This is a genomic window from Thermosynechococcus sp. GLH187, from assembly GCF_031583395.1.
GTDB lineage: Bacteria > Cyanobacteriota > Cyanobacteriia > Thermosynechococcales > Thermosynechococcaceae > Thermosynechococcus.
On the sequence record NZ_CP134175.1, the window covers coordinates 895,858 to 920,189 of the forward strand.

General features: G+C 53.1%; 28 protein-coding genes. 9 read left to right on the forward strand and 19 right to left on the reverse strand.

Annotated features, from left to right (window positions below; genetic code table 11):
* Window positions 1-12: 12 nt before the first annotated feature.
* The 3 genes from lysS to RHI63_RS04195 all read left to right on the forward strand — a co-directional run bounded on the left by lysS (window position 13) and on the right by RHI63_RS04195 (window position 2,726).
* Window positions 13-1,533 carry a lysine--tRNA ligase gene (gene lysS, locus RHI63_RS04185; RefSeq protein ID WP_310801533.1) on the forward strand — a complete coding sequence of 507 codons (1,521 nt, stop codon included), beginning with the start codon at window positions 13-15 and terminating at the stop codon, window positions 1,531-1,533.
* A 76-nt stretch (window positions 1,534-1,609) separates the two neighbouring features.
* Entirely contained in the window at window positions 1,610-1,891 is a 282-nt protein-coding gene (clpS, locus tag RHI63_RS04190) for an ATP-dependent Clp protease adapter ClpS (protein WP_024123996.1), read from the forward strand.
* Window positions 1,892-1,919: 28 nt separating this feature from the next.
* Entirely contained in the window at window positions 1,920-2,726 is an 807-nt protein-coding gene (locus RHI63_RS04195; protein ID WP_206201202.1) for a CPBP family intramembrane glutamic endopeptidase, read from the forward strand.
* On the opposite strand, the gene RHI63_RS04200 is transcribed toward RHI63_RS04195, so the two are convergent.
* The 5 genes from RHI63_RS04200 to RHI63_RS04220 form a co-directional block, all read right to left on the reverse strand.
* On the reverse strand, window positions 2,698-4,026 hold the full coding sequence (locus RHI63_RS04200) for a 16S rRNA (cytosine(967)-C(5))-methyltransferase (protein ID WP_310743431.1): 1,329 nt from the start codon (window positions 4,024-4,026) through the stop codon (window positions 2,698-2,700). The two genes, RHI63_RS04195 and RHI63_RS04200, sit on opposite strands and share 29 nt — an antisense overlap.
* Window positions 4,017-4,475 (reverse strand): DUF3531 family protein, encoded by a 459-nt coding sequence (locus RHI63_RS04205; protein ID WP_149820062.1) that lies wholly within the window; start codon window positions 4,473-4,475, stop codon window positions 4,017-4,019. The genes RHI63_RS04200 and RHI63_RS04205 overlap by 10 nt, the downstream gene beginning before the upstream one ends.
* Window positions 4,472-5,032 carry a glutathione S-transferase family protein gene (locus RHI63_RS04210; protein WP_310744866.1) on the reverse strand — a complete coding sequence of 187 codons (561 nt, stop codon included), beginning with the start codon at window positions 5,030-5,032 and terminating at the stop codon, window positions 4,472-4,474. Before RHI63_RS04210 ends, RHI63_RS04205 begins: the two co-directional genes overlap by 4 nt.
* A 93-nt stretch (window positions 5,033-5,125) precedes the next feature.
* Window positions 5,126-5,785, reverse strand: a complete 660-nt coding sequence (gene bioD, locus RHI63_RS04215) for a dethiobiotin synthase (protein ID WP_310800493.1) — start codon at window positions 5,783-5,785, stop codon at window positions 5,126-5,128.
* Window positions 5,786-5,861: 76 nt separating this feature from the next.
* Entirely contained in the window at window positions 5,862-6,503 is a 642-nt protein-coding gene (locus tag RHI63_RS04220; protein ID WP_302678944.1) for an L-threonylcarbamoyladenylate synthase, read from the reverse strand.
* Window positions 6,504-6,686: 183 nt separating this feature from the next.
* Here RHI63_RS04220 and RHI63_RS04225 point away from each other — a divergent pair, with 183 nt between their 5' ends.
* The 6 genes from RHI63_RS04225 to RHI63_RS04250 are packed head-to-tail and all read left to right on the forward strand — an operon-like array spanning window position 6,687 to window position 12,326.
* Window positions 6,687-7,670 carry an alpha-ketoacid dehydrogenase subunit beta gene (locus tag RHI63_RS04225; RefSeq protein ID WP_206201610.1) on the forward strand — a complete coding sequence of 328 codons (984 nt, stop codon included), beginning with the start codon at window positions 6,687-6,689 and terminating at the stop codon, window positions 7,668-7,670.
* A gap of 2 nt (window positions 7,671-7,672) precedes the next feature.
* Entirely contained in the window at window positions 7,673-9,103 is a 1,431-nt protein-coding gene (gene secD / locus RHI63_RS04230; RefSeq protein ID WP_206201206.1) for a protein translocase subunit SecD, read from the forward strand.
* On the forward strand, window positions 9,100-10,053 hold the full coding sequence (gene secF / locus RHI63_RS04235; protein WP_206201207.1) for a protein translocase subunit SecF: 954 nt from the start codon (window positions 9,100-9,102) through the stop codon (window positions 10,051-10,053). The genes secD and secF overlap by 4 nt, the downstream gene beginning before the upstream one ends.
* A 6-nt stretch (window positions 10,054-10,059) precedes the next feature.
* Window positions 10,060-10,746, forward strand: a complete 687-nt coding sequence (locus RHI63_RS04240) for a phosphate ABC transporter permease (protein WP_310821906.1) — start codon at window positions 10,060-10,062, stop codon at window positions 10,744-10,746.
* Between the two features lie 45 nt (window positions 10,747-10,791).
* Entirely contained in the window at window positions 10,792-11,514 is a 723-nt protein-coding gene (locus RHI63_RS04245; RefSeq protein WP_310821907.1) for a DUF3120 domain-containing protein, read from the forward strand.
* Between the two features lie 44 nt (window positions 11,515-11,558).
* Entirely contained in the window at window positions 11,559-12,326 is a 768-nt protein-coding gene (locus tag RHI63_RS04250; protein WP_206201209.1) for an E3 ubiquitin ligase family protein, read from the forward strand.
* A 7-nt stretch (window positions 12,327-12,333) separates the two neighbouring features.
* Here RHI63_RS04250 and RHI63_RS04255 read toward each other — a convergent pair whose 3' ends face one another.
* From RHI63_RS04255 to RHI63_RS04315, 14 genes are all read right to left on the reverse strand, one after another.
* A complete protein-coding gene (locus tag RHI63_RS04255) occupies window positions 12,334-12,660 on the reverse strand; it encodes a hypothetical protein (protein WP_149820046.1) in 327 nt (108 codons plus the stop codon).
* 144 nt (window positions 12,661-12,804) lie between these two features.
* Window positions 12,805-12,900, reverse strand: coding sequence for a photosystem I reaction center subunit XII (psaM, locus tag RHI63_RS04260; protein ID WP_011056052.1), 96 nt, complete (start codon window positions 12,898-12,900; stop codon window positions 12,805-12,807).
* 105 nt (window positions 12,901-13,005) lie between these two features.
* A complete protein-coding gene (locus RHI63_RS04265) occupies window positions 13,006-13,596 on the reverse strand; it encodes a PepSY domain-containing protein (RefSeq protein WP_206201210.1) in 591 nt (196 codons plus the stop codon).
* Window positions 13,593-14,750, reverse strand: coding sequence for a HAMP domain-containing sensor histidine kinase (locus RHI63_RS04270; RefSeq protein ID WP_206201211.1), 1,158 nt, complete (start codon window positions 14,748-14,750; stop codon window positions 13,593-13,595). Before RHI63_RS04270 ends, RHI63_RS04265 begins: the two co-directional genes overlap by 4 nt.
* On the reverse strand, window positions 14,751-15,200 hold the full coding sequence (locus RHI63_RS04275; RefSeq protein ID WP_206201212.1) for a hypothetical protein: 450 nt from the start codon (window positions 15,198-15,200) through the stop codon (window positions 14,751-14,753). It lies immediately after the preceding gene.
* A 209-nt stretch (window positions 15,201-15,409) separates the two neighbouring features.
* A complete protein-coding gene (locus RHI63_RS04280) occupies window positions 15,410-15,625 on the reverse strand; it encodes a hypothetical protein (RefSeq protein ID WP_206201213.1) in 216 nt (71 codons plus the stop codon).
* Window positions 15,626-16,597: 972 nt separating this feature from the next.
* A complete protein-coding gene (locus tag RHI63_RS13060) occupies window positions 16,598-16,924 on the reverse strand; it encodes a glycosyltransferase family 2 protein (RefSeq protein WP_206201612.1) in 327 nt (108 codons plus the stop codon).
* A gap of 166 nt (window positions 16,925-17,090) precedes the next feature.
* Window positions 17,091-17,975 (reverse strand): PD-(D/E)XK nuclease family protein, encoded by an 885-nt coding sequence (locus RHI63_RS04285; RefSeq protein WP_206201214.1) that lies wholly within the window; start codon window positions 17,973-17,975, stop codon window positions 17,091-17,093.
* 187 nt (window positions 17,976-18,162) lie between these two features.
* On the reverse strand, window positions 18,163-18,801 hold the full coding sequence (locus tag RHI63_RS04290) for a Sua5/YciO/YrdC/YwlC family protein (RefSeq protein WP_310821908.1): 639 nt from the start codon (window positions 18,799-18,801) through the stop codon (window positions 18,163-18,165).
* 181 nt (window positions 18,802-18,982) lie between these two features.
* Window positions 18,983-21,340, reverse strand: a complete 2,358-nt coding sequence (locus RHI63_RS04295) for a GH116 family glycosyl hydrolase (protein ID WP_310821909.1) — start codon at window positions 21,338-21,340, stop codon at window positions 18,983-18,985.
* Window positions 21,341-21,377: 37 nt separating this feature from the next.
* Window positions 21,378-21,770 carry a Fur family transcriptional regulator gene (locus tag RHI63_RS04300; RefSeq protein ID WP_206201216.1) on the reverse strand — a complete coding sequence of 131 codons (393 nt, stop codon included), beginning with the start codon at window positions 21,768-21,770 and terminating at the stop codon, window positions 21,378-21,380.
* Between the two features lie 175 nt (window positions 21,771-21,945).
* Entirely contained in the window at window positions 21,946-22,044 is a 99-nt protein-coding gene (locus tag RHI63_RS04305; RefSeq protein WP_225901654.1) for a hypothetical protein, read from the reverse strand.
* 141 nt (window positions 22,045-22,185) lie between these two features.
* Window positions 22,186-23,496 carry a folylpolyglutamate synthase/dihydrofolate synthase family protein gene (locus tag RHI63_RS04310; protein WP_315863473.1) on the reverse strand — a complete coding sequence of 437 codons (1,311 nt, stop codon included), beginning with the start codon at window positions 23,494-23,496 and terminating at the stop codon, window positions 22,186-22,188.
* Window positions 23,466-24,098 (reverse strand): MORN repeat-containing protein, encoded by a 633-nt coding sequence (locus RHI63_RS04315; protein ID WP_206201218.1) that lies wholly within the window; start codon window positions 24,096-24,098, stop codon window positions 23,466-23,468. Before RHI63_RS04315 ends, RHI63_RS04310 begins: the two co-directional genes overlap by 31 nt.
* Window positions 24,099-24,332: the final 234 nt, after the last annotated feature.

Consider the following 24,332-nt stretch of genomic DNA (forward strand, 5'->3'; position numbering starts at 1 on the left):
GTTTCTACCAATATGGCCGACGTGGGGGCAACGGGAGCCGAAATTCGGGCAACACGGATTGAGAAAGCCAAAACACTGCAAGCACAGGGCATGAACCCCTATGCCTATCGTTGGGAGCGCACCCATACTGCAGCAGTTCTGCAAGAAAAATATGCTCACTTGGCCGCTGGTGAAGCGGTGGACGATCGCGTCAGTGTCGCCGGTCGGATTATGGCGCGGCGCGTCTTTGGCAAGCTGGCCTTTTTTACACTTCAGGACGACAGCGGCACAATTCAGCTTTACCTCGATAAGCAAACCATTAGCCAAGGCATGGGGGAAGCCGCCTTTGCCGATTTGAAACACCTGACGGATGTCGGCGATATCCTTGGCGCTGTGGGCACCCTCAAGCGCACAGAAAAGGGTGAACTCTCGGTTGTGGTGGAATCCTACAGCATGCTCACGAAGTCATTGCTGCCTCTGCCGGACAAGTGGCACGGCCTCACGGATGTGGAAAAACGCTATCGTCAGCGCTATGTGGATCTCATTGTCAACCCCCACGTACGCGATACGTTCCGCAAGCGAGCACTGATCACCGCCGCCATTCGCCGCTACCTCAATGAACAAGGCTTTATTGAAATTGAAACGCCGGTGCTACAGGCGGAAGCCGGGGGAGCCGAGGCTCGTCCTTTCATTACCTATCACAACACGCTGGAGATGCAGCTTTATTTGCGCATTGCCACAGAACTGCACCTGAAGCGCCTGATTGTCGGTGGTTTTGAGAAGGTCTATGAACTGGGGCGCATCTTTCGCAATGAGGGCATCTCAACCAAGCACAACCCTGAATTTACGTCCATTGAGGTCTATCAGGCCTACGCCGACTACAACGATATGATGACGCTGACGGAGGCAATCATCACCACAGCAGCGATGGAGGTGTTGGGCACGCTCAAGATGACTTATCAAGGGGAAACGATTGATCTGACGCCGCCATGGCGACGGGTGACCATGCACGATGCAGTGTTGCAAGCCACTGGGATTGATTTTCGCCAATTGTGCGATCTAGCAGCGGCGAAGAAAGCAGCCCAAAAAGCAGGGGTAAAAGACTTAGACGCCTGTGACACGATTGGCCGAGTGCTTAACGAAGTGTTTGAGCAGACTGTTGAACCGACATTGATTCAACCCACCTTTGTTCTTGACTATCCTGTGGAGATTTCCCCCTTGGCCAAGCCCCACCGCAGCCAACCGGGACTGGTGGAGCGATTTGAATTATTTATCGTTGGTCGCGAACACGCCAATAGTTTTTCGGAGTTAACGGATCCATTGGATCAACGGCAACGCTTGGAGGAACAGGCACGGCGCAAAGCGGCTGGGGATTTGGAAGCCCACAGTGTTGATGAAGATTTCCTCACAGCTCTAGAGCATGGAATGCCACCCACAGGAGGCCTAGGGATTGGTATTGACCGCTTGGTGATGTTGCTGACGGATTCCCCCAGTATTCGCGATGTGATTGCTTTCCCACTGTTGCGTCCGGAATCGGCAAGTGGTCAAGTTTGATCCGTTTGCTAAAATCTTAAGCATATTTGCTGAATTCCTGATACTGAATGTCCACTGAATGGAGGCATGGCCAACAATGTCAGTGCAAACCATTGAAAAACCAGCAACCGTTCGCAAGTTGGCGCCCCGCTATCGTGTGCTCCTTCACAATGACAATGTCAATTCCATGGAGTATGTGGTGGAGGTATTGCTGAAGACGGTGCCGAGCCTCACCCAACCGCAAGCCGTGGATATCATGATGGAGGCGCACCTGACGGGGGTGGCCTTGGTGATCACCTGTGCCCTTGAGCATGCTGAATTTTATTGTGAAGGCCTGAAAATGGCAGGGCTGACGAGTACCATTGAACCGACTGAATAGGCCAATTTTCGCTCAATTTTGGCGGCAAATGATCCGCCGTCCCTTCTGGATTCGCATCGTTAGTTTTGCCCTAACGCTGGTGCTGCTGTGGCTGCCCATCGGTTTGAGCATCTATTTTCTCTGGGGAGAGGGCGGTGCTGCCAGCTTTGTCAATATGGGGCTGTTGTACCTCATCTTTATTCTCTTGCTGCGAGTCTGGGGACGGCGGGTACACCAACAGCGATCGCCCCTAGTGTTTTATGGCCTTAAGGGGGGGTGGAACTTTGGGCGGGATACCCTGCTGGGCTGGCTGGCGGGGATGTTTTTGGTTGCCCTGCTATTTCTCATCGAAGGACTCTTGGGCTGGATAACGTGGCAGGGGCTACCGGATCGCTTTGGGCTACTGCTGTTGGATGGCGTCCTCACCGGTGTTGCTGTGGGCTTTGCTGAGGAATTGCTGTTTCGCGGCTGGCTGTTGCAGGAGCTAGAGCTAGAGTACCAACCATGGTTTGCCTTGGTGCTCAATGGCCTGATCTTTGCCGCGTTGCACTATCTGCATCCCTTGGAGGTCATTTTGGCCACATGGCCGCAGTTTTTCGGCTTGGCACTGTTGGGCTGGATTCTTGGTTTGAGCAAATGGATCTTTGGCGGACGATTGGGCTTTCCCATGGGACTCCACGGTGGCTTGGTCTGGGCTTATTTTGGTGTCAACGTGGGCAAATTGGTGAGCTATACGGGGGTAGCGCCAGAGTGGCTAACCGGCATCAATGGCAACCCGATCGCTGGCCTGATGGGGGTAGGTCTTTTAATTTTGGTGGCTTTGGGGCTTAGCTACCGCGTCGCAACCGCACCATAAAAAAGCCATCCATATCGTGCCGTTGCGGCCACACGGTGATCCAGCCTTCGGGGGTAGCTTTGAGGGGAAAGGTTGGGGGTGGCGGCTCAATGTGCCACTGGGGATGGTGAGCTAAAAAGTGTTGAATCTGGGCTTCATTTTCGGCAGGTTCTAGGCTACAGGTGGCATAGACAAGCAAACCTTGGGGTTTCACCCACTGGCAAACATTGGCTAAGAGTTGAGCTTGCAGGGGCACTAGTTCAGCCAAGCGTGTTCTCAGGGGTTGCCAGCGGCTATCGGCATGGCGGTGGAGGGTACCTGTACCGGAGCAGGGCACATCTAAAAGAACGCGATCGCCCATCGCTGCAAAATCCCCTGCTGTTGAACTATCAAGGGTGTGAATTTCAATACTCTTCAGGCCGAGGCGATCGCGATTTTGCGCCAACTTCCGCAGGCGACTGGGGGTGCGATCGCAGGCAATGACGCGGCCTTGGTCAGCCATCAACTCAGCAATATGCGTGGTTTTACCCCCCGGGGCTGCACAGGCATCAATCACGACTTCACCGGGCTGCGGAGCCAGCAAATGACTGACCCACTGCGCTGCCCGATCCTGAACTGACCAGTGGCCTGCGGCATAACTAGGGAGTGACTGCATGGGTTGGCCACAGTGGGGCAGGACGAGTCCTTGGGGCAAGTCGGGAATCGGTTTCAGGCTATAACCTGCTGCCTCAAAGTCAGCCATCAGTTGGTTAGTCGTTGTCCGCAATGGATTGAGGCGCAGATCAAGGCGGGGGGGATGATTAAACCACTGACAGAGGGCAATACACTCCTGTTGTCCTAAACGCTCCAACCAAGATGCAATCAGCTCATCGGGAAAGCTATAGCGACATCCCAGTTGGGAGACCAAGGGCAGGGGAGCAATGAGAGCCTCAAGGGGATCGGTGGTGGAGCGGCTGTAACGGCGCAAGACCCCATTCACCAGTTTGGCAAAGCCGCCTAAACCCATCTCTTTGACCAGTTCAACACTGGTGTCCACGGCAGCATGGGGGGGAACGCGATCCAGATAGCGCAGTTGGTAGAGGCCAAGGCGCAACACTAACTGTACCTTCAAGGGCGGCAGTTGCTGACAAAACCCCTGAACAAGGGTATCTAGGGTGCGCTGTTGGCGGATAGTCCCATAGACCAGTTCAGTGATCAGGGCGCGATCGCCTTCCTTGAGAGACCGCTGCTGCAACACCTGATGAAGTGCCACATCGGCATAGGCTCCCTTGGCCACCCGTTCTAGGGCATCGAGGGCAAGACGCCGCGCACTTAGTTCCACGCCGATTGTTCAATCATTTCCCGCTGTTCACTGGTGGCGATCGGCCATTCGGGGTTGTCACCGCCAATGACAAGCGTTTTTAAGGGTACATAGTCCTCACTGAATTGATTGAGGGCATTAATCAGGACATCCAAGGCTAAAGCGTCACTGGTGCCCAAGTCAAACCAGCAGCGTGCCCAGCGATCGTTGTATTCAAACTCGCCCATATTGTGCATCACGGCCATCATCGAACTGTCGGCTTGGGCGCGATCGTACTCTAGGTAACTGAGGTCTAACCCCGTTTCCTGGACTTGGAGATTCTCAGCATTGAATCCCCCCAGCTTCCCGAGGAAAAACCACGAGTTAAACACTTCCTCAAGGTACTGCTGCTCAACGGATGAAGGCGGTGCGGCAAATTCCACCCAAATCCATAAATCAAAGGGATCGACCTCACGAAAGATCACATTCATACCCCAGCCCCCAGTAAGCCTTTCTGGAATGCAGGCCGTTGTTGCAAGCGAGCCACGTAGTCCGCCACTGCAGGATAGGGACTCAAATCCACCTGAAAGAGCATCTGTAGATAGGCCAGCACTGACCCGAGGGCGACATCGGCAACGGAAAAGTCATTGCCGAGAATGTAGGATTGCCCTGTAAGGGTTGTTTCAATGCCCTTAAGCAAAGGGGGAAGCTGGCGATCGCGCGTTTCAGGCGGAAACATTGCCTGTGTCAAGGTGGAATTGGCAAACAGCACCCACTGATAAACTTGGGCAGCGGCAGCCGCATCCTTAGGTAATTCACCGTGAACTTGGGCAAGATAAAGCAAAATCGCCCCCGATTCCCAGAGCACGACATCCCCATCAACAATCACAGGCACTTTACCCATGGGGTTGAGTTTGAGAAAGTCGGGCTGATGTTGCTCCCCGGCTTGTAGATCCATCAGCACAAATTCATAGGGAATTCCCAATTCTTCTAAATACCAGCGAACAATACTGGCGCGGGATTTAGCACCACCATAGAGCTTTAGCATAGGTCAGTTCAGCGATCTGTTGTGTCAATTAATCTAAGTCACTTTTATTATGCGCTTTGATCGGCCGCAAAATAATTTCTTGCCTCGCCGTCCTCAACGCCAAAGCAGATGCAGCGGCCATTCGGCGACCATTTCCGCCAACTCCTCATTGGAGTGTTGACCACAGGGCAGCACCCCCAGCACGGGCACTTGGGTAAAACGGCTGAGAAATTCTGGTGGTGTCCACTGCGCAATATCCGTGTCGCTACAGGGGGTGACACAGTTGAGAATCAGACCGCGAATGTCCAGCTTGTACTGCCGTGCAAGGGCAATATTGGCCACAATTTGGGCGATCGCCCCCAAGCGCACCGTTGCCACCAAGACAATCGGCAACTTCCAAGCGGCTGCCAAGTCCGCCACCGTCCACTCCCAAGTCATGGGCGACCCTAGACCGCCAATCCCTTCAACTAAAAGGTAATCAAATCGCTGCTGAAGCTGCTGGTAGGTGTGCCACACAGGGGCTAAATCAATCGTGCGCTGTTCCAACTCGGCGGCAATGGGAGGCGCAAGGGGTGCTGCAAAACTGAGGGGACACACTTCACTGGCGGTTTGTTGCAGGGGCAGAGTTTGGCAGTAGTAGTCACCGTCTCCGATTTCGACCGCAGTACCGCTCTGCATTGGTTTGAGAATGCCCCAGCGTTCTTGGGGACGATAGCGATGGGCGTAAGACCACAGTGCCCGCGTGATCATCGTTTTGCCCACACCGGTATCCACACCCGTAATCAGTAGGGACTGGCAATGCTGAGAAATAGTGACGCCCCCCTAACGCGAAAATGCTCAATCATTATATCTATTTCATTAAATGTGACGGCAAAATAATGTTGGGCAATATTGGTCGCAAGTCATCCACAGACACAGGGCCAAAGTTCATAATGGTTGGGTATTCAAGGGTGAAGTCCACGAGGGTTCCCCGCCGTCCATAGGCACAGCGCCCCCCATCCACAATCAGCGGCACTTGCTCGCCATAGTATTTTTGGGCGTCCTCAAAGCTGACAATGAGTTCCGTCCCCACTTTCACCGTTGCTGCCACCAAAAAGAAGGGCAAGGCACCCACGAGATCGTAGATAAAGCGATCGGGACAAGCGAGATAGACACAATCAAAACCCTGCGTAATTTGTGGGTCTAGGTGGGGCTTGCCCTTGACAATCATAGTGACGGGGTAGGGAAAGTGAGCCAGCAGGGTTTTTGCCTCTTGGGAGAGGTCTGCCACTTCAGCCGCGCGATCGCCCCGGGTGAGAATGGCTAAGGGCTGTTCCGTACTAAAGTGCTTGAGACGACGCAGCTTCGCGATCGCCCTTGGACTCGTGCCGTTGACGACAAAGCTATAGACCGTGGCCATGGGCAGAATAATGACATGATCCTGCTGCAAGTGGGTTTGAATGGTTTGAAAGCTGCGAGTATCAGCGGGGAGCGATCGCGCCAAGGTGGTCATGTTTGGTACTCCGAAAATCATTAGGCAGTAAATGCGCCCTTGATCTCTAGTCTATGCTCAATAGGTTTTAGGGGGAGTTGAGAATAGATTGCGTTTAATGATGAGTCTGATAAGCATGATCGCAAGCGGTGCAGTTTCAACTACCCTAGGAAATAGTCCTTAATGAGTGTATGCCGCGCAACCATGGCCGAGACCTTAATGTTTAATGCCCTTCGTGCTGCCATTGATGAAGAAATGGAGCGTGACCCCACAGTGTTTGTGCTGGGGGAAGATGTGGGACATTATGGCGGCTCCTACAAAGTCACCAAAGACCTCTACAAAAAGTATGGTGAACTGCGTCTATTGGATACCCCCATTGCTGAAAATAGCTTTACCGGCATGGCGATCGGGGCAGCAATGACCGGCTTGCGTCCCATTGTCGAGGGCATGAACATGGGCTTTTTGCTCTTGGCCTTCAATCAAATCGCCAACAATGCTGGCATGCTGCGCTACACCTCTGGCGGCAACTTTAAAATTCCGATTGTGATTCGCGGTCCCGGCGGTGTTGGCCGGCAATTGGGGGCAGAGCACTCGCAGCGTCTTGAAGCCTACTTTCAAGCAGTCCCCGGATTAAAAATTGTTGCCTGCTCAACCCCCTACAACGCCAAGGGCTTGCTCAAATCGGCGATTCGTGATCCCAACCCAGTGCTGTTCTTTGAGCATGTACTCCTGTACAACCTCAAGGAAGACCTTCCCGAAGAGGAATACCTGCTGCCCCTCAATAAAGCTGAGATTGTCCGCAGTGGCGAAGATGTTACCATTTTGACCTACTCGCGGATGCGCCACCATGTGCTGCAAGCGGTGAAAACCCTTGAAAAAGAGGGCTACGACCCCGAAGTGATTGACCTAATTTCCCTAAAGCCTTTGGACTTTGAGACAATTGGTGCCTCGGTTCGTAAAACGCATCGGGTGGTGATTGTCGAAGAGTGCATGAAAACCGGTGGCATTGGGGCTGAGCTTTCGGCCTCGATTATGGAACGCTACTTTGACGAACTGGATGCGCCTGTGGTCCGCCTTTCCTCCCAAGATATTCCCACCCCCTACAACGGTACCCTAGAGAATCTCACAATTGTGCAACCGCCCCAAATTGTAGCGGCCGTGCAGCAGCTGGTGCAGGGACAGGTCTAACCATGGGTAAATATCGCGGCTGGCTGATTGTCATTTTGGTCTTGCTGATGGCCGCCACGTGGGTCATTGTGCGCACACCGGCTCGACTGGGCTTAGATCTGCGGGGGGGTGCCCAACTGACGTTGCAGGTGCAAACAACGGATAAGGTGCCCCAAATTACGCCCCAAGTGCTGGCGGCAGTGCAAGGGGTGGTGCAACGGCGGATTGATGGCTTGGGTGTTGCCGAAGCTGTGGTGCAAACTGCTGGGGATGACAAGCTCTTGGTGCAATTGCCGGGGGTCACCGATCCTCAGCAGGCGGAACGGATTCTCAAGGGGACGGCACAACTGCTCTTTGCCGCCCAGAAGCCGGGCACAGAGACCCAATTGCAAATTGAGCGGCAACTTCAGTCGCAACTGCTCTTGGAACAGGCGCAACTCTTGGCGGAGCAGGCTCAAAATGCCAATCATCCTGATGCCCTGAAGGAGATTGAGGCAAAGCTGGCCAAAAACCGTGAATCCCTTGAAAAAAGCCAGCAGGCGATCGCCCGCCTCTTCACGCCCTCGGATTTGACAGGCGCAATGCTCAGGGAAGCCTTTGCCAGTCCCGTCGCCCCGGGATCCCCGAACTGGAGTGTGATTGTCCGTTTTGACAGCCAAGGGGCTGAACTTTTTGCCCAACTGACCAAGGAGATTGCTGGCACGGGGCGCAGCCTGGGGATTTTTCTTGACGATCGCCTGATTAGTGCGCCAACGGTAGCGGTGGAATATGCAGAAACAGGGATTGTTGGCGGCAGTGCAGAGATTTCCGGTGGCTTCACTGCCCAAACTGCCAATGATTTAGCCATTCAGTTACAAGGGGGGGCGCTGCCCGTTCCCCTCGAGGTGGTGGAAAACCGCACGGTGGGGGCTTCGCTGGGTCAAGATAGCATTCGCGATAGCCTCTATGCCGGTTTGGCGGGCTTGGTGCTGGTGCTGATCTTTATGGTGGCCTACTACCGCCTGCCGGGATTGATTGCCGATATTGCCCTGATTCTCTACGCCATCTTTACCTACGCGGCGTTTCTGCTGTTTGGGGTGACGCTGACACTGCCGGGGATTGCGGGCTTTATTCTCAGTATTGGTATGGCGGTGGATGCCAATGTGCTGATTTTTGAGCGCACCCGCGAGGAATTACGGGCAGGCAAAACCCTCTACCGTTCCGTTGAATCGGGGTTCGATCGCGCCTTTGCCAGTATTCTCGATAGCAATGTCACCACCTTGATTGCCTGTGCTGCCCTCTTTGCCTTGGGGACAGGGTTTGTGCGCGGTTTTGCCGTGACCCTTGCCATCGGGATCGGCATTAGTATGTTTACGGCGCTGACCTGTAGTCGCACGTTCTTGTTTTACGCCATTAGCATTCCCAGTCTGCGTCAGCCCAATTGGTTCTGTCCAAAACTGGAGAGCTTTCGATGAGCTTTAGTGTCAATCGCCAGCGATCGCTCTGGTGGGGGTTATCCTTAGTAGTCATTCTCAGTGGCCTTGTGGCAATGGCCATCTCTTGGGTGTCCCTAGGGAGTCCCCTGCGCTTGGGCTTGGATTTTATCGGTGGCACACGGCTGCAATTTGAACTGGCCTGTAGCGCTACGCAGACCTGTTCTCAGCCGATTGATATTGATGCGGTGCGTCAAGTGCTTAATCAGCAAGGCCTAGGCAACAGCAGCCTGCAAATTATTGATCAGTACGGGGTGAGTATTCGAACGGTACCCCTCGATGTGGATCAGCGCACTCGCCTCAGTGCTGCCCTCACGCAGAAAATTGGTGACTTTGACCCCCAGAAAACGCAGATTGAGACCGTTGGCCCTACCCTTGGCGAAGAAATCCTGCGATCGGGGTTGCTGGCGCTCTTGGTGTCGTTTATTGGCATTACGATCTATCTCACGCTGCGTTTTCAGTTTGACTATGCCTGTTTTGCCCTTGTCGCCCTTGTCCACGATGTGTTGGTGACCACGGGGGTGTTTGCCATTTTGGGACTCGTGGCAGGGGTGGAAATTGATAGCCTCTTTATTGTGGCGCTGCTCACGATCATTGGTTTTTCTGTGAACGATACGGTGGTGATCTACGATCGCGTGCGGGAAACCCTGAAGCTCAACCCTGACCTCGGCATTAAAGAGGTGGTGGATCAGGCGGTTGTGCAAACCCTTGGCCGCTCGATTAATACCACCCTAACGACCCTACTGCCCCTGATTACGATCTTCATCTTTGGCGGTGACACGCTGCGCTACTTTGCCCTAGCGCTGATCATTGGTTTCACGACGGGGGCTTATTCCAGTATTTTTATTGCCAGTACCCTCCTTGCTTGGTGGCGCGATCGCCAGCCGCCTCGTCCCGCCACGAATACACTGGAGACAACGCCTACGCCCTAACTGGTTGTGCTCATTCCCCTCACCCAAGAAAAAGTCCGTCAATTGGTGCCACTGGTGGCCACGGGTTCCCAGTATCGCTATGTTTGGGGCAAACTTCAGGACTTTCTACGACGCTTAACCTTCTCTGTGGTGGCGGTGGCCATTGTTGCTTTTGGTTTGAATTTTTTAGGGGATAGCACCCAACTGGTTTTGGGTCTGATTGCAGGTCTCTATTGGCTCTGGGCACCGGCAGTGTTGGCCTCATTTCGCAATCGTCGCCATCGGCGGTTTCCCTATGGGGGTTTTTGGCGCGGGCGCGTCTTGGATGTCTATGTCACCGAAGAATTGGTGGGCAAAGAGGAGACGGTGAACGACAAGGGGCAACTGGTGATTATCGAGAACCGTGAACGCTGCTTGAATCTGGAGATTGGTGATAAAACCGGCTTTGAAACCAGAGTGCAGGCCAAGTTACTGCGTCAACATCGAGGGATTCGCCCCGGCGATGCAGCGGAAATGCTGGTTCTCTCCCGTCGTCCTGATCTGGCAGAGATTGAACTGATTTCTGAAGTTTTCCTGCCCCGCCATCGCCTCTGGATTGGCACCTACCCCATTTTGCAGCGGGATGTCTTTATTGATCTATCAGAAACACTGCGGCGCAAAGCGCGTTCAAAAGCCCCTCGGCGATCGCCCCAACCACGACGTTCCAGCCTGTGATACCTTAAAGGAAAGAAATAAAAGTTAACAATTCCTGATATTCCCTTGACTGCTCTTACCTCCCCCTCGGTTTTTCCTGCGCTGCGCCTTGGCTCGCGGCTAGCTTGGTCGCTCTTTAGCTTTGCTGCCTTCTTGGTGTCGGTTCCCGTGTTTATTGAAGCGCCCCTCGTGCGGACACAGCCTTGGCTGAGTTTGGCTCTGACGCCGCTGCTTCTAGGTCTTAGTTTCTATCTCCAACGCCAACCCCACTGCCGCTATTGGGGGGAGATGCTCTATGGATTTAGCTGGTGCTGGGGGGCAGGGTCGCTCTACTGGGGATGGTTGCGCTGGGAACCCCTGTGGCACTTGCCCATTGAGGCGCTCCCCATTCCGCTCATGCTCTGGCACCTACGGCAGCGGCAGCAACTGGTGGGGGTGTTCTTTTTTTTGGGTTCTTTTCTGGGCACCGCCATCACCGATGCCTACTTTTACCTGATTGATGTGATCCCCCATTGGCGAGCCATCATGTACCTTGAAGGGGATGTGATTTCCGTTCAGGAGATGCTGGCACAGGCGATCGCCCAAGCCCAGACCTTTAGTGGCCAAGTGTGGGGGGTTCTCTTGAGCCTGAGTTTGCTCCTCATTGGTTTGCTGCCCCTCTTTGAATCCCAGATTCGTCGTGGCTATCCTGCTGTTTTGCCTGTGTGGGGATTTATGGGCGCTGTCTTGAGTACGCTCGTTGTTGATGGTCTCTTTGGCCTCACCATTGGTTTATTATCCTTGAGTTAAGACAGTTCTCTCTAAAACCATCAGAGAGGGATTGAGCGCCAGTCATGGGGGTTATTGCTCACCTTTGCTTAACGGGGTCGGCCTTTCTCTTTGCCCTTGAGGGCTATTATCGGCTGAAGTTAAAGGCAATGAAGGTGGCCAACCCTAGCTCTATTCGTGAGTTACAGCAATGCCAGCAACAGGTGGCTCAAGAAATCGGTAGCGGCAGTTGGCGCGAGTACGTGCAGGTGGTTGGCCAAGTCACCACGTCTCAACCCTTGCTCTCGGAAGTGAAGCGTATTCCCTGTGTTTATTACAAAACAATCATCAGCCGCGAGTATGAAAAAGAGGGGAGCGATCGCCACAATCGTCGAGAACGCCAGTCGGAAATTATTGGCCGCCATGAGCAGTCAACCCTATTTTTTCTGCGAGATCATCAGGGGGAAATTGAGGTAAACCCCCTCGGTGCCGAGATTGAAGCAATGCAGGTCTTAGACGAACTGCGGCCTGCGGATAAACCCCATTCCTTTGCCTTTTCTTTGGGGTTCTTGTCATTGAATTGGCGCTTTGGTAGCACGACGACGCTGGGTTATCGCTATCAGGAGTGGGTGCTGCCCTTGGGGCAACCTGTTTCAGTGGTGGGCATGGCCTCGGATCAGGGGGGGGTACTCCGCCTGCAAAAGCCACAAAAGCGGGGACAAAAATTCATCATTTCCCTGAGTGTTGAGGATCAACTTAGCCAGCAGTACAAGCGGCAAAAACGGAAAATGACCTATGCGTCCCTCAGTGCTGCCCTCTGTGGTGTCTGTGGTTTAGTCTTGGCCTTGTTGTAGGCTGGGCTTAGTCCGGTTCTTGCTTGGGGTTTTTAGGTTGTACCCAGATGATCCGCCGCTGATTGGCAGCAATTAAATTGGCCTCCTCTTGGGCAATGCGCTGCCGTGCTTGGGGTTGGCGATCGCGCTCCTGTTCCAATTGCAACTCCTTAACTCGTGCCTCCAGCTGCGCCACTTCTGCTTCGAGGGCATGGAGCTTTTGCAGTTGACTGAGTTGATAGGGCACCAGCTTGGCGATCGCCCCTAGGGCAAAGGCGAGCAGGATCAGATTCACTGCAATTTTGGCACCCGCTTCCCAAGCGATCGCAGGAATTTTTCGAGGAGAGTGAACCATGACTAAACCATGAACGGCGAGTTGTCTATCAGTATAAAAAGAAAAAAGCAGCCCCTTTGTCTTACCAACAACATCGGGAACCGCCTGATAAATTTTAGTTTGGAGAAATGACGTTATGCAGCCAGTTAGCGATAACAGGTGCAACTACTTGTACAACTCAGTGGACAGCCGAAATGCCAACACCGCAGGCAGCAGCGCAATCACAAGGGCAACGTAAACTTGGGTATCGGTCAGCGCCATGAACAACTCCTTTGTGGAATAACAGTCGCGATCAAGTGCTGTATTTATTACTCCATAGGCGCTTACCTTTGGCAACGCTTGCTCATAGTTTGTAACATTTCGCAGCTAGGTTTCCGGGGTCACCCTAGGACGCCAGTGGGGCAGCCGTCGCAGGAGAGTCAGCATCGAGAGTCCCGTGGCCAGAAGTGTCAACAAACTCAGACCCACCAAAAGAACATAGAAGGGACGCCCCACCTCGCCCCAATAGGTTCCCTGATGTAGGCTCAGGAAAATCGCCGCTTGTTCTTTGGAGAGGCCAAACCAGTTGCGGCCAAGGCGATAGGCCATTCCTGTCGTGGCACTCACAAGCAAGGGCAATGCTGCAATGGCAGCCAAAAGATGATGCAGCCGCCGTGCTGACCACTGCGCCGGGAGCGATCGCCCCCACAGGAGAGCCAAACCCGTGGCAATGATTCCCAGCAACCCCAGACCAATGACCAACACATAGAGCGGCACGCCCCATTCCCCCAGATAGCGGCCTTCATGAAGGGTCATCATTGCTCGCCCAAAGTCTTTAGATAGCCCAAACCAACTGCGCCCAAGACGATGGGCGATTCCCGTTGTGGCTGAAATTAATAGGGGTAGGGCAAAGATCACCACAAGGAATTGATGCCCCTGACTGCTGATCTTGGCAAGACGCTGTTTCAGAGCACTCATCGTTCCACCTTCATTGGCAAGGGAATCGTCAGTGTAAAGGCCGTACCGCGATCGCCCTCGTAGGGACTCGTGACCCGCAGACTGAGGCCATAGGGACGCAGCAAATCCTGAGCGATCGCCAACCCCAGGCCACTGCCCTCAATCCCACTGTCGGCTTGAATCCCGCGGTAGCCCCGTTCAAAGAGCCGTGACTGCACCTCCAAAGGAATCCCACAGCCGGTATCCCAAACGGTTAATTCTAAGACTGCGGGCGTGAGGGTCAAGCGCAAACCAATGGTGCCGCCTTTGGGGGTGTACTTAAAGGCATTATCCAGCAGATTGCCCACAACCTCCTGAAGCACCCGTTCCTCTAGCCAGATGGGCGGCAGTTGGGGCGGTCTCTCCACGACAAAGGTTTTGCCCTCCATTTCCGCACGGGCTTGGGCGGCGGTGATCAGCGGTGAGAGGGTTTCAGCTAGATCGAGGGGTTTACCCGCAAGGGGTAGGGGCTGGCTGCCCGTGAGGGCGGGAATCTCGTTGCGCTGTTGGCGATAGTCCTCCAACAATGCCATGAGCCGCTCTGTTTCCTTGGCAATGCCTTCGGCGAGAGGGCGCCCCTGGTGATCAGGTTCCAACCGTTTGAGCAGAAGCTTGACAAAGGTGCGAATGGCGGCCACGGGATTGCGCAGTTGATGGAGCAGGTCATCAAAGCGCTGTTGCTGTTGATCCAGTGGGTTGGCAGGGGAGTGGCTGAGCCATTGTTGCCGTTGATCCAAGACGCAGGCGATCGCCAGTGTTTGCGCCACCTGTTGCAATTGTGCCTGCTCTGCCGCCAGCCAAGGACGGTGTTGCCGCTGCGCCACCAGTACCCCCAAGACCCAATTTTGGTACATCAGGGGCAGGATCAGTTGATTGGCCAAGGACGAAACGACCTGTTGAGGGCGATAGCTTAACGGGGTCTCTGCTGCTTGGGTTGGCGGTGGCAGTGTTGGGGGAATTGGTAAGCTCAGGGCTGCTGCTGCCTCTGGATAGACAGCAACGGGAGACCACGAGGGGGAGTCGTTGAGCGTTTCACTCAGATAGACCGCCAGCGAAGAGGCACCCAAGCTATTGACAACAAGTTCTAATTGGGCACGACAGAGGGCAGCAAATTCTTCACTGGCTGGCCAGAGCATCTAGGTAGTCCCCCCGGAGTGACTCAACGCTTGCGGGAGCAGCGCTTGAAAGTCACCACTCCCCCTTGTATATTCTTCCAGCAATTGCTTTTCAAGGGGAAGGAGGTTGGGGTCGGGGTCAGCGTCCTGTTCTTTGAGGGTTTCTTCAATGAGTCCCATCTGCTCCTCTGCTTCAGCAAGGGCACTGAACAGTTCTTCATTGATGGGGGCATTGCCATTTTGACTCACGAGCAACTGGTAGCGATCGCGCAAATCATTAAGTTCCCGCTGCATCGCCTCTTTTTCAGCCGTGAGCTGCTCTGTCATTTGTTTGTAATATTTGAACGCCATCAAAAAGGGGACGAGCTTCTCCCGCAGCGTCATGTGGTCAATATCAAGTTTGGTATAGCGTTCTGCCAGTTGGCTATAGGCTTGGCACAGACGTAGGTAACGTTGGCTGAGATTATCCATAGGTTATCTAAAGAAGTGGCTGTTGACGCGCTATCCCCTATCATAAACGGGCAGCCCATTGGTCACCATTGTCGCAGCTTCACAAATTGAAACAATGTAAAATAGGTTACAAAATTTCGAGTCTCAACTTACTAGTGATATAATTTCTTAGTTATTTCACATAAGAGTACTACGCAGAAGTGTTGAATTCTGCAACAAAACTTGACATTCTAAGTGACCAGTAGCTCTGGCGGCCAATCAAGGCTCCAATGCCCTATCGAGCAGCGACGACTGAGTTCCAGTTGCAAATATTGCAACTCGTCCAATAGCTTCTTCCCAAAGTATTCAGGATCACTCAGATGCTTTAGATTTGTCGCTATACGAAACACCGCTTGATTCTCGTCAAAAAATTGAACCACGCGATATTTCTCATGATTGAGCTTCATTCTCATGTTATTCTTGATACGTACAATCAATGAACACTTCCTCTCACTCAAAAGAGTTTACTGGTCAGGGTAATGATGGTTCAATCGATAGGAAACAGCGTCAGACTTGAAGCACAATTTCTCTTTTGAGCTTGAGACATCAGTTGAGTGTAAATCCCCTCAAATAAGCGGGTTGTCCGACTTTTATTGGCTTTGGAAAAAGTGAACATGTCCACCGTAATCCCATGAATGATTCAAGCGATAAAATAAGGCGCTCATGCTAGTTAACCCTTGGTCGAGAATGTCGGTCAACCAGATTTTGAAAAATAATTGAGAGTGCAGGACGGGGTAGTCACAAGGGCTGAGCCGATTGAGAATGTACTTGATAAGAGTTGCAAAAGATGACCTAGTAAGTTGATTATTTTTTCTTATTTTCAGGGGAGAATACGACATTTCTTCTTTTTTTCTTGCCTCTCAAACTATCTTTCAACACTTCTGCATCAGGTGCTGAGATCGCGGGATTCATTTTGCGAAAAATCGGCGATTATTCCTGATCTTCTCGCGTATGATGTATGTCAAATTCAACTTCTCACCTATAATGTATATCAAACTCAACGGGAACAAAGTAATTAGAATAGCTCGTTCAAAACCTGTGCTTAACGAGCTGTAATTTCTTAGTTCTTGAATTTTGAACCCCTCAGAGGATTGGCAAAAGAGCTCCCAAATTTTTGAGGCGAAGTTTTTATTCGTGGTAAGTGTCTGAACACCACTACTCGCGCAGTCTGAATGAATGCGCTTATACAATACTACCCCGTTGTTTCCCCTAATTTCAGCCCGTGCGAGCAACGCATAGATTAAACGCATGTCCGCTGCTGTTTTGGTTGATACAAGAATGTTAAATACATCTACTGAGAATAAAAGATGCCTCGGATGTATGCCGTAAATAGGGTTGGCCTTACCCAAGAAAGCCGGTTCCAGATAGTATTTCAATCTTCAACTGAGTATTGATCCTGTATAGCTGAAATTTCGTCTATTGGCAGGATGTGGCATTGGATTACTACTGCTATCGATGGTTTGTAATGTGCCAAAGGCAATACATTGAGTGCGAGCAGAGACAGGCAAAAGAATCTCTATCCATCTTGGATCCCACTTATCATCTGCCGCTGTCCCCATAAAATATTCTCCCCTTGCCTCATCCAGCACATACTTGAAATTCGCTGCCGCGCCCAAATTCTGGGCTTGTCGCACGTAGCGAATCCGTTTATCCTTAGCGGCATATTCCCGACAGATGGCTTCCGTTTCATCGGTTGAAGCATTGATTGTAGGTACCTAGAGAGCAACAGCCACTCAACTGACCCGAACTGCAAAAACTGATAAAGACGTGCTGCAGCCAAGTCGTGCTGTAGGGCTCGTAAATACAGGTGCGGGATTCCAATGCTCCAAGCTTGGCCTAGTGGTGGGGCATTTTCACCCGCATTATCGTTTATTACAAGCCCTCCACTGAGTCGGCATAACTATAGAGTTCAATCCCTAGCGCCTCAGCCACAGGTCGTGCACGCGGATCAACCATTGGCGAAATCACAATTTTGCGGTCAATTTGGCGCTGGTGATGCCGTGCATAGAAATTTACCTTACGGTCAAAAATATACATCCCTGCCTTATCAATAGAAGATTTGATTTCACAGGCAATGGTTAAGCCATTTTTGATAATCAATTCTAGCTCCACTTGATCAGGGCGGCCAAAGACTTCACCCTCATGGTCGTAGAGGGTTAAGTTCAAAACTTCAACCCCAAAGGATTCCGTCAAAATGCCAGCGAGGGCGTTGCGAAAGCTGGTTTCTGAAGCAATTCCCCAGCGAGCACCAAGGGCACCAATTGTACTGTCAAACCGCTTGTCAAGACGCCGAATCTCTGCAAGTTGCTCATGCCACTTGCGATCCTGTTCTTCCCAACGCTTGGCCTGCTCTTGCCAGCGGCGATCCTGTTCTTCCCAACGCCGAACCTGTTCTTGCCACTTGCGGTCTTGCTCTTCCCAACGCTTGGCCTGCTCTTGCCAGCGGCGATCCTGTTCTTCCCAACGTCGAACCTGTTCTTGCCACTTGCGGTCTTGCTCTTCCCAACGCTTGGCCTGTTCTTGCCAGCGGCGATCCTGTTCTTGCCACTTGCGGTTCTGTTCTTCCCAACGCTTGGCCTGTTCCTCGCGATCGCGCTGTAGTTCCGTGAGGATACGGTCAAACTTGATATCTGCCTCACGGCGAGGCAAAGAAACGTCCAAGACCGTGCGCAGGATGAAATCTCTCAAGCTGGGGTCTTGAGCCACAAGCTGCGGTAGCTCACGCTGAATGAGCGCAATAATTTCTTCTCGCTCCATTAAAATTGGCTATTATGAGACGACTTGTAACCCCATTCTAAAGATTTCCGCTTCAAAAGGACGACTACACCCTCCCTGCTATCTTTAAGTCTATTTCGGCTGATCTTGCATCATAGCTCCCGCTTCAGGTTCTGGTCGGTCGTACATAGTGGGGAGTCAAAGGGGCTGCTTCTCAAATGAACTATATCTACTTCATTAAATGGGAGGGCAAAATAATATGGGGCAAGATGGGTCGTAAGTCATCCACCGATACAGGACCAAAGTTCATGATTGTTGGGTATGCCAGCGTAAAGTCCACGAGTGTGCCCCGCCGCCCATAGCGACAGCGGCCGCCATCCACAATCAGCGGTTGCTCGCCGTAGTATTTTTGGGCATCCTCAAAGTTGACAATCAGTTCCGTTCCCACCTTGACCGTTGCTGCCACTAAAAAGAAGGGCAAAGCCCCCACTAGATCGTAAATGAACTGGTCGGGACAGGCCAGATAAACACAGTTAAACCCCTGCATAATTTGTGGATCGAGGTGGGGTTTACCCTTGACAATCATGGTCACAGGATAGGGAAAGTGATCCACCATGGTTTTAGCATCTCGAGAGAGTTCTGCCACTTCAGCAGCGCGATCGCTCCGCGTGAGAATAGCCAGAGGTTGCTCTGTACTAAAGTGTTTGAGACGGCGTAGGTTCGCTATTGCCCTTGGGCTGGTGCCATTCACCACAAAGCTATAGACGGTAGCCATGGGCAAAATAATCACTTCTTCTTGCTGTAAATAGCGCTCAATAGTGGCAAAGCTAGTGGGATGGGCAGCTAGCGATCGCGCTAAGGGGGTCATGGTGCGTACTCCAGAACCAGTGAAAAGCTATTGTTTCTTGATCTTGAGCCTACACCCTATGGCCTTTAGAGGGAATTGAGGAAAGATAAGATGTGATGATGAGACGGATAAGGCGATCGCAGGGAGTGCAGTTTCAATTACCCTAGAAAACTGAAACAATGTAAAATAGGTTACAAAACTTTTAGGTGGCTCGTGATCCCCGGCTGACGAGAGCCAGTGCCCAAATGGCCATGGGTCGCAGATACATACAGGCACGGAACGTCCGATTGGCCGTAATCGCCTCCGGTGTACGAAATTGCAGACCATTCTCGTAGATTTGCCGTACCACCACCTCGGCTAAGCGCCATGCTTCGTGGGTCATACCCCGCAGCCACAAAAAGGCGGCCAAGCCAAAGTTAATCCCTGTCCAGACTTCAAGGGGATGGGTAGCGTGGGGGTTTTCGGGTTGACCATTGGGCAAAAGACCATTGGCGGCACCCAACTGGCCATTGTGAAATTCGAGAAAACAGGTGTCGTAAATTTTCCGCAGGGCGCGATCGCAACAGTCTGGGGGCACAATATCCGCCAAACCCAAGAGTTGGGCATAGAACTGACCACAGAGCTGATCCGCCATGATCACATCGGAACCACTGCCGGTATCAAGACGGTAGTACTCCCCATTCCACAGCAGTTGATGGTAGCGGGGGCGAGCTTGCTTGAGCCACTGGCGGTAGGTCTCCACCTGCGGTTGTTGGAGAATCGTGCCGAGGGCGATCGCTGCCTCGAGGGCTGCCAACCACAAGCCACCACAGTAGGCACTGACCCCCTGTAGCTTCCAGTCATCGTAGGTTTGATCCGGGGCACCGCCATTTTCTGGCAGGCCATCGCCATCGCGATCAAATTGTTTCAAATAGGCCAAGGCCGCCACCACTGCCGGCCAGCACTCGCGCGCAAACTCGAGATCCGTCTGCCCAGTAAACAAAAAGTCGCGATAGACCAAAAGGACAAAGTCAGAAGCTAAATCTTTCCAAAGATTGCAGTCCTGATAAGCAGTGTAGTTCGTCCTTTGCCAAGGATGCTCATTGGGCGCACCGAGATCGTGGGGTACAGCATTGGCCAGTTTGCGAGGGGCTTTGTAGGCGGTTTCGGGGTCACCGCGATAGAAGTAGCCAATGATTCTCCAGGTGGGATCAGCGGTGGGAATCGCCCGCGCAAAGGCACGCATTACGGATTTTTCCAGTTCTGGCCACAGTTGCAGCAGGGCAAAGGAGCCATAGAGCCGCACATCCAGACTTTCATACCAGCGGTAGTCAAGGCATTCTAGAACGGCGAACTGCCCCACGGGGTCGCGATCGCTGGCGGTACTCCAAAGCGTTCCACCACTACTGAGGACGTATAGCTCATTACACAGTGCCATCTTGAACCAGTCGGGCCAATCGGGGTGGGTGAGAATTGGCTCTTGCCAAGTGCGAATCTGCTGTTGCCATTCCTTGTAATGCTCTAGGCCACGGGCGGCAAGGGTGATAGCATTGGTGCCACTGCGATCGCAAAAATCCGTGTAGCGACGGTAATAGATCACGCCCTTACCAAACTCAGTCACAGGAAAGTCCCACGCCAAGACCACGGGAATTTGTTTTGTTTCCCTAGGTGCCAAGGCAAAGCGCAGAGCAAAGGCGGCGGCCACCTGTTCTCCCGCTGCCGCTGGGGTTGGATCATTGACAATTGGTAGGGAACCATCCCCCGAAAATGATTGCCACAGTTGTGCCCCATCCCCCTCTGGCTGCCAGCGACTACAGCCAAAAAACTCACCAAGGCCTGTGGGAACCAATGCTGCCCATTCACCATCGCCTTCTTGGGGTGGGTTCGGGTGGGGCGTACGGCGCAGTCGCCAACCTTGGTAGGACTCCGTTTGAATCAGTTCATTAAAATTGCCGTCACTTTGACCCCAAGGGGGCGTGTAGGTATAGACGGGGCTGCCATCATCGCGGATTTCAATGGCAGAGGAAGGGGTGGTATTGCGAAACCAACCGACGGTATTTTGCCACGAGAACATCAAGCTGAGGGTGAGGGGCTGATCCGTGGGATTGCTAAACGTCCACAGAAACACTGCCACGGGGTAACTGGTTTCTTGGTAGTTGTGGGGCAGAATCGGTGAAAACTGTTCGCAGGTGATCTCAGCCTTAAAGACCCCCTCATAGACAAACCAACTGCGGGGATAGCGGGCAGCGTAGATACCTTTGCCAGCCGGATACCATTGCCAAGTGCTGAGGCGGCCATCGTTGGGGGGAGTTCCTAGGGCATAGGCCTGTGTCTGCTCTCCCTGCTCAAAAAGACTAAATTGACAGGCCGCTAGGGTGCCAAAAATGTGCTCTCCGCCGTCAATATGCCAGAAATTAAAATCCCCAGCAGAAGAACGGCCAATGCAGCCTGCGCCAAACCCCCCCAGCGGCATGCCATGCCAAGGGCCATCGTCTAAATTGCTGGCATAGCGAACGCGGTAGGGATTTTCCCAGCCTTGGGCGATCGCCCGTCTCCAAGTACAGTTGGCAAATTCAATCACACCCTTTCTGAAGACCTGTCTGATCCAGAATACCCTTTTAGCGCTGCACCGTCACTTGGCACTTGGCACAAAGACCGAAAAACTCAAGGGTATGGTAGAAAATCTCAAAATGGTAGGACTGTTGTAGCTCAGCTTCTAAGTGCTGGACTGGGCAGCAGTTAATCTGAATCGATGCCCCACAGTGCAAACAGGTGAGGTAGTGTTGATCCTGCTGCACGAGGCTATAGACCAATTCGCCACTGGGCAACGCCCGTGCTTGCACCTCACCATTGATGCGCAGACTATCGAGGGTGCGATAAACCGTTGCCAGTCCTAGGGGAGTTTGCCGCTGCCGTAGTTCCAAAAATAGTTCCTGTGCCGAGAGCGCTCGGCCACTGGCTCTAAGGGCATCGAGAATAATGACTTGGCTACGGGTGCGTCGCGGCGGCATAGCAATAGGACAACATTACCTTGATTTTACCGTTCCGCTCCGGTGGCAGATGGCAAAAAATAGCAATCATCCCATCCCACGCATTTTCACCAAGGTCAACATCCCGCAGATCGCAGTGATTAGGTAGTAATGGCGACTCCCCGTTCTTGAGCAAGGCGCTGGGCTTTCGCCAGTCCTAGGCATCCCCAGCCGTGACGGCATATCCCTGTTGGGCAAGATAGACGGCATTACGCCCTTCCCCTTCGGCGAGGGAGAGAATTTGCCCTTGGGGCACAAACTCATGGGCATGGGCTTTGAGGAAATCGTTTGGCTCGGTCCTGGAGAGGTTCTGGCGGGGATGACTTTCGGGTCATCTAGTCAAGACTCTGTGAACGGGGAATCTCCTGCTATACGCCTAGCGTTAGCGGGATGAGCGTCAAAGTCTAGTTGCTTGAGAACCTTTGCTTGCGATCGCCCCCAAAACGCCAGCAATTAAGTAAAGGGAGCCACAGACCACACAGCGATCGCCTGCCCTATCGAGTGCCTCAGTCACCTCCTTAAAAAGACGGCATTCCCCTAACTCAGGGCAACAGGTATAGGCAAGTGCCTTCAAGTCCTCTAAGTCAGCGCTAGCGTGATCCGGTACGGGTACCAACCACAGGCGATCGCCCCCTCGCAGGAGATGTTTGAGAATCCCCTCATGATCCTTATTGGCGAGCATCCCCACCACCCATGTCACCTCTGTCCAGCCCAGTTGATCCACGTATTGCCGTAGGTAGGCGGCGGCAGGAGCATTGTGGGCACCATCAATGAGCAGTTTGCGCCCTTGCCACTGTAACCATTGCAGTCGTCCCGGCCAGCGGGTTTGTGCCATTCCCTGTTGAATCGCTTCTCGGGAAATCTGCCAGCCTTGAGATTGTAACTGTTGTAGCGTGGCGATCGCGATCGCTGAATTGACCAACTGCATTTCTCCAGCCAAGGGCAAGGGGTACTCCATCCCCCTCCAAATCGCCCATCCCGGCCGCTTTGCACACCACTGGGCTGGTTCTGGCCAGATCGCTGGGCACCCCAAAGCTTCCAAACGCTGCGCAATCACCGCCTCTGCCTCGGGGGGAACAGGGCCAATGACGGCTGGCACGCCCGGCTTGAGAATACCTGCTTTTTCGCCAGCGATCGCCCCCAAGGTATTGCCCAACCGCTGCCAATGATCCCAACCGATGGAGGTAATCACACTCACCAAAGGGGGCTGACATACATTGGTCGCGTCCAAGCGCCCCCCCAAGCCCACCTCTATCACCGCCACATCCACCCGCTGCTGGGCAAAATACAACCATGCCGCCGCCGTGATCACTTCAAACTGACTGGGGGGATAAGCCACCTGTGGCAGTACCGCTTCAATGTGTTGAATCAAGGTCAAAAAGACCTCAGGGGCAATGGGTTCACCATCGACACAAATGCGCTCACACCAACTCAACAGATGGGGTGAAGTATAACGCCCCGTGCGATAGCCCGCCGCCCGCAAAACACTATCCAAATAGGCACACACCGACCCTTTGCCATTTGTCCCCGCAACGTGGATCAAGGGCACCTGTAACTGGGGAGACCCCAAAGCACTCAGCAGCGCTTGGATGGGTTCAAGGCCAAGGCGCACCCCAAAGCGGGCGTAGGGACTTAGCGCCGCCGTCAGCGGATCACTCACAGCCTGATTGAAGCAGATTAGCGGGGTTCGCGGCGACCATTGCGCCATGTGGCCACAATGCGGGAGCCATCCGGTAGCGTAAAGACCCCCTGTCCTTCAAATAAGCCATTGCGAAACTGTCCGGCATAGCTTGTGCCATCTCCGAAGGAGAGCGTTCCAGTTCCATGATACTTGCCCGCTAGAAACTGCCCCTCATAGCGGGTACCGTCGGGAAAGGTGAGCACCCCCTCCCCATGGTATTGACCATTGAGAAACGTGCCCTCGTAGCGTTGACCATTGGCCAGTTGGAGAGTGCCCTTGCCATTGAAGATGCCATCCACAAACCCCCCTTCGTAGCGTCCCCCATCGGCATAGGTGAGCACCCCCTGACCGTGGTAGCGGCCATTGCGAAATTCCCCTTCATAGCGGTTGCCATTGGCCATTGTAAGGATACCTTGGCCATTAAAACGACCATTGAGCAATTCCCCTTTGTAGGTGCTGCCGTCGGGAAGTGTCATGGTAACATCCCCGGTGACACGCCGCCCTTCATAGACGGCAATTTGGGCAGTTACAGGAGCTAAGTGCAGGGTTGCACATCCTAAACCAACAAGGCAAGAACTCATCACCCAGCGGTAAATAACAGCAGGATTTGGGTTGTACAGATGAGTCATTACTGGACACTCCACAAGGGTGGACAATTGCAACTTCTCTAACTGGCACAGCTTGTCTCCTATGCAAACTTGGGGAGGAAACTCAAAGCTTTGTCTTGGAATCGGTCTCTGTGCCTGCAGCACTTTGAATAAGCAAGTCCTCAGGAGGGTGGTCAAACACTCTCTTGCGAGACGCAAAGGGTGGTATAGTGCTCCCTTGATAGCGTCTTGAGCAAAATCTTGATTGCAAGGATG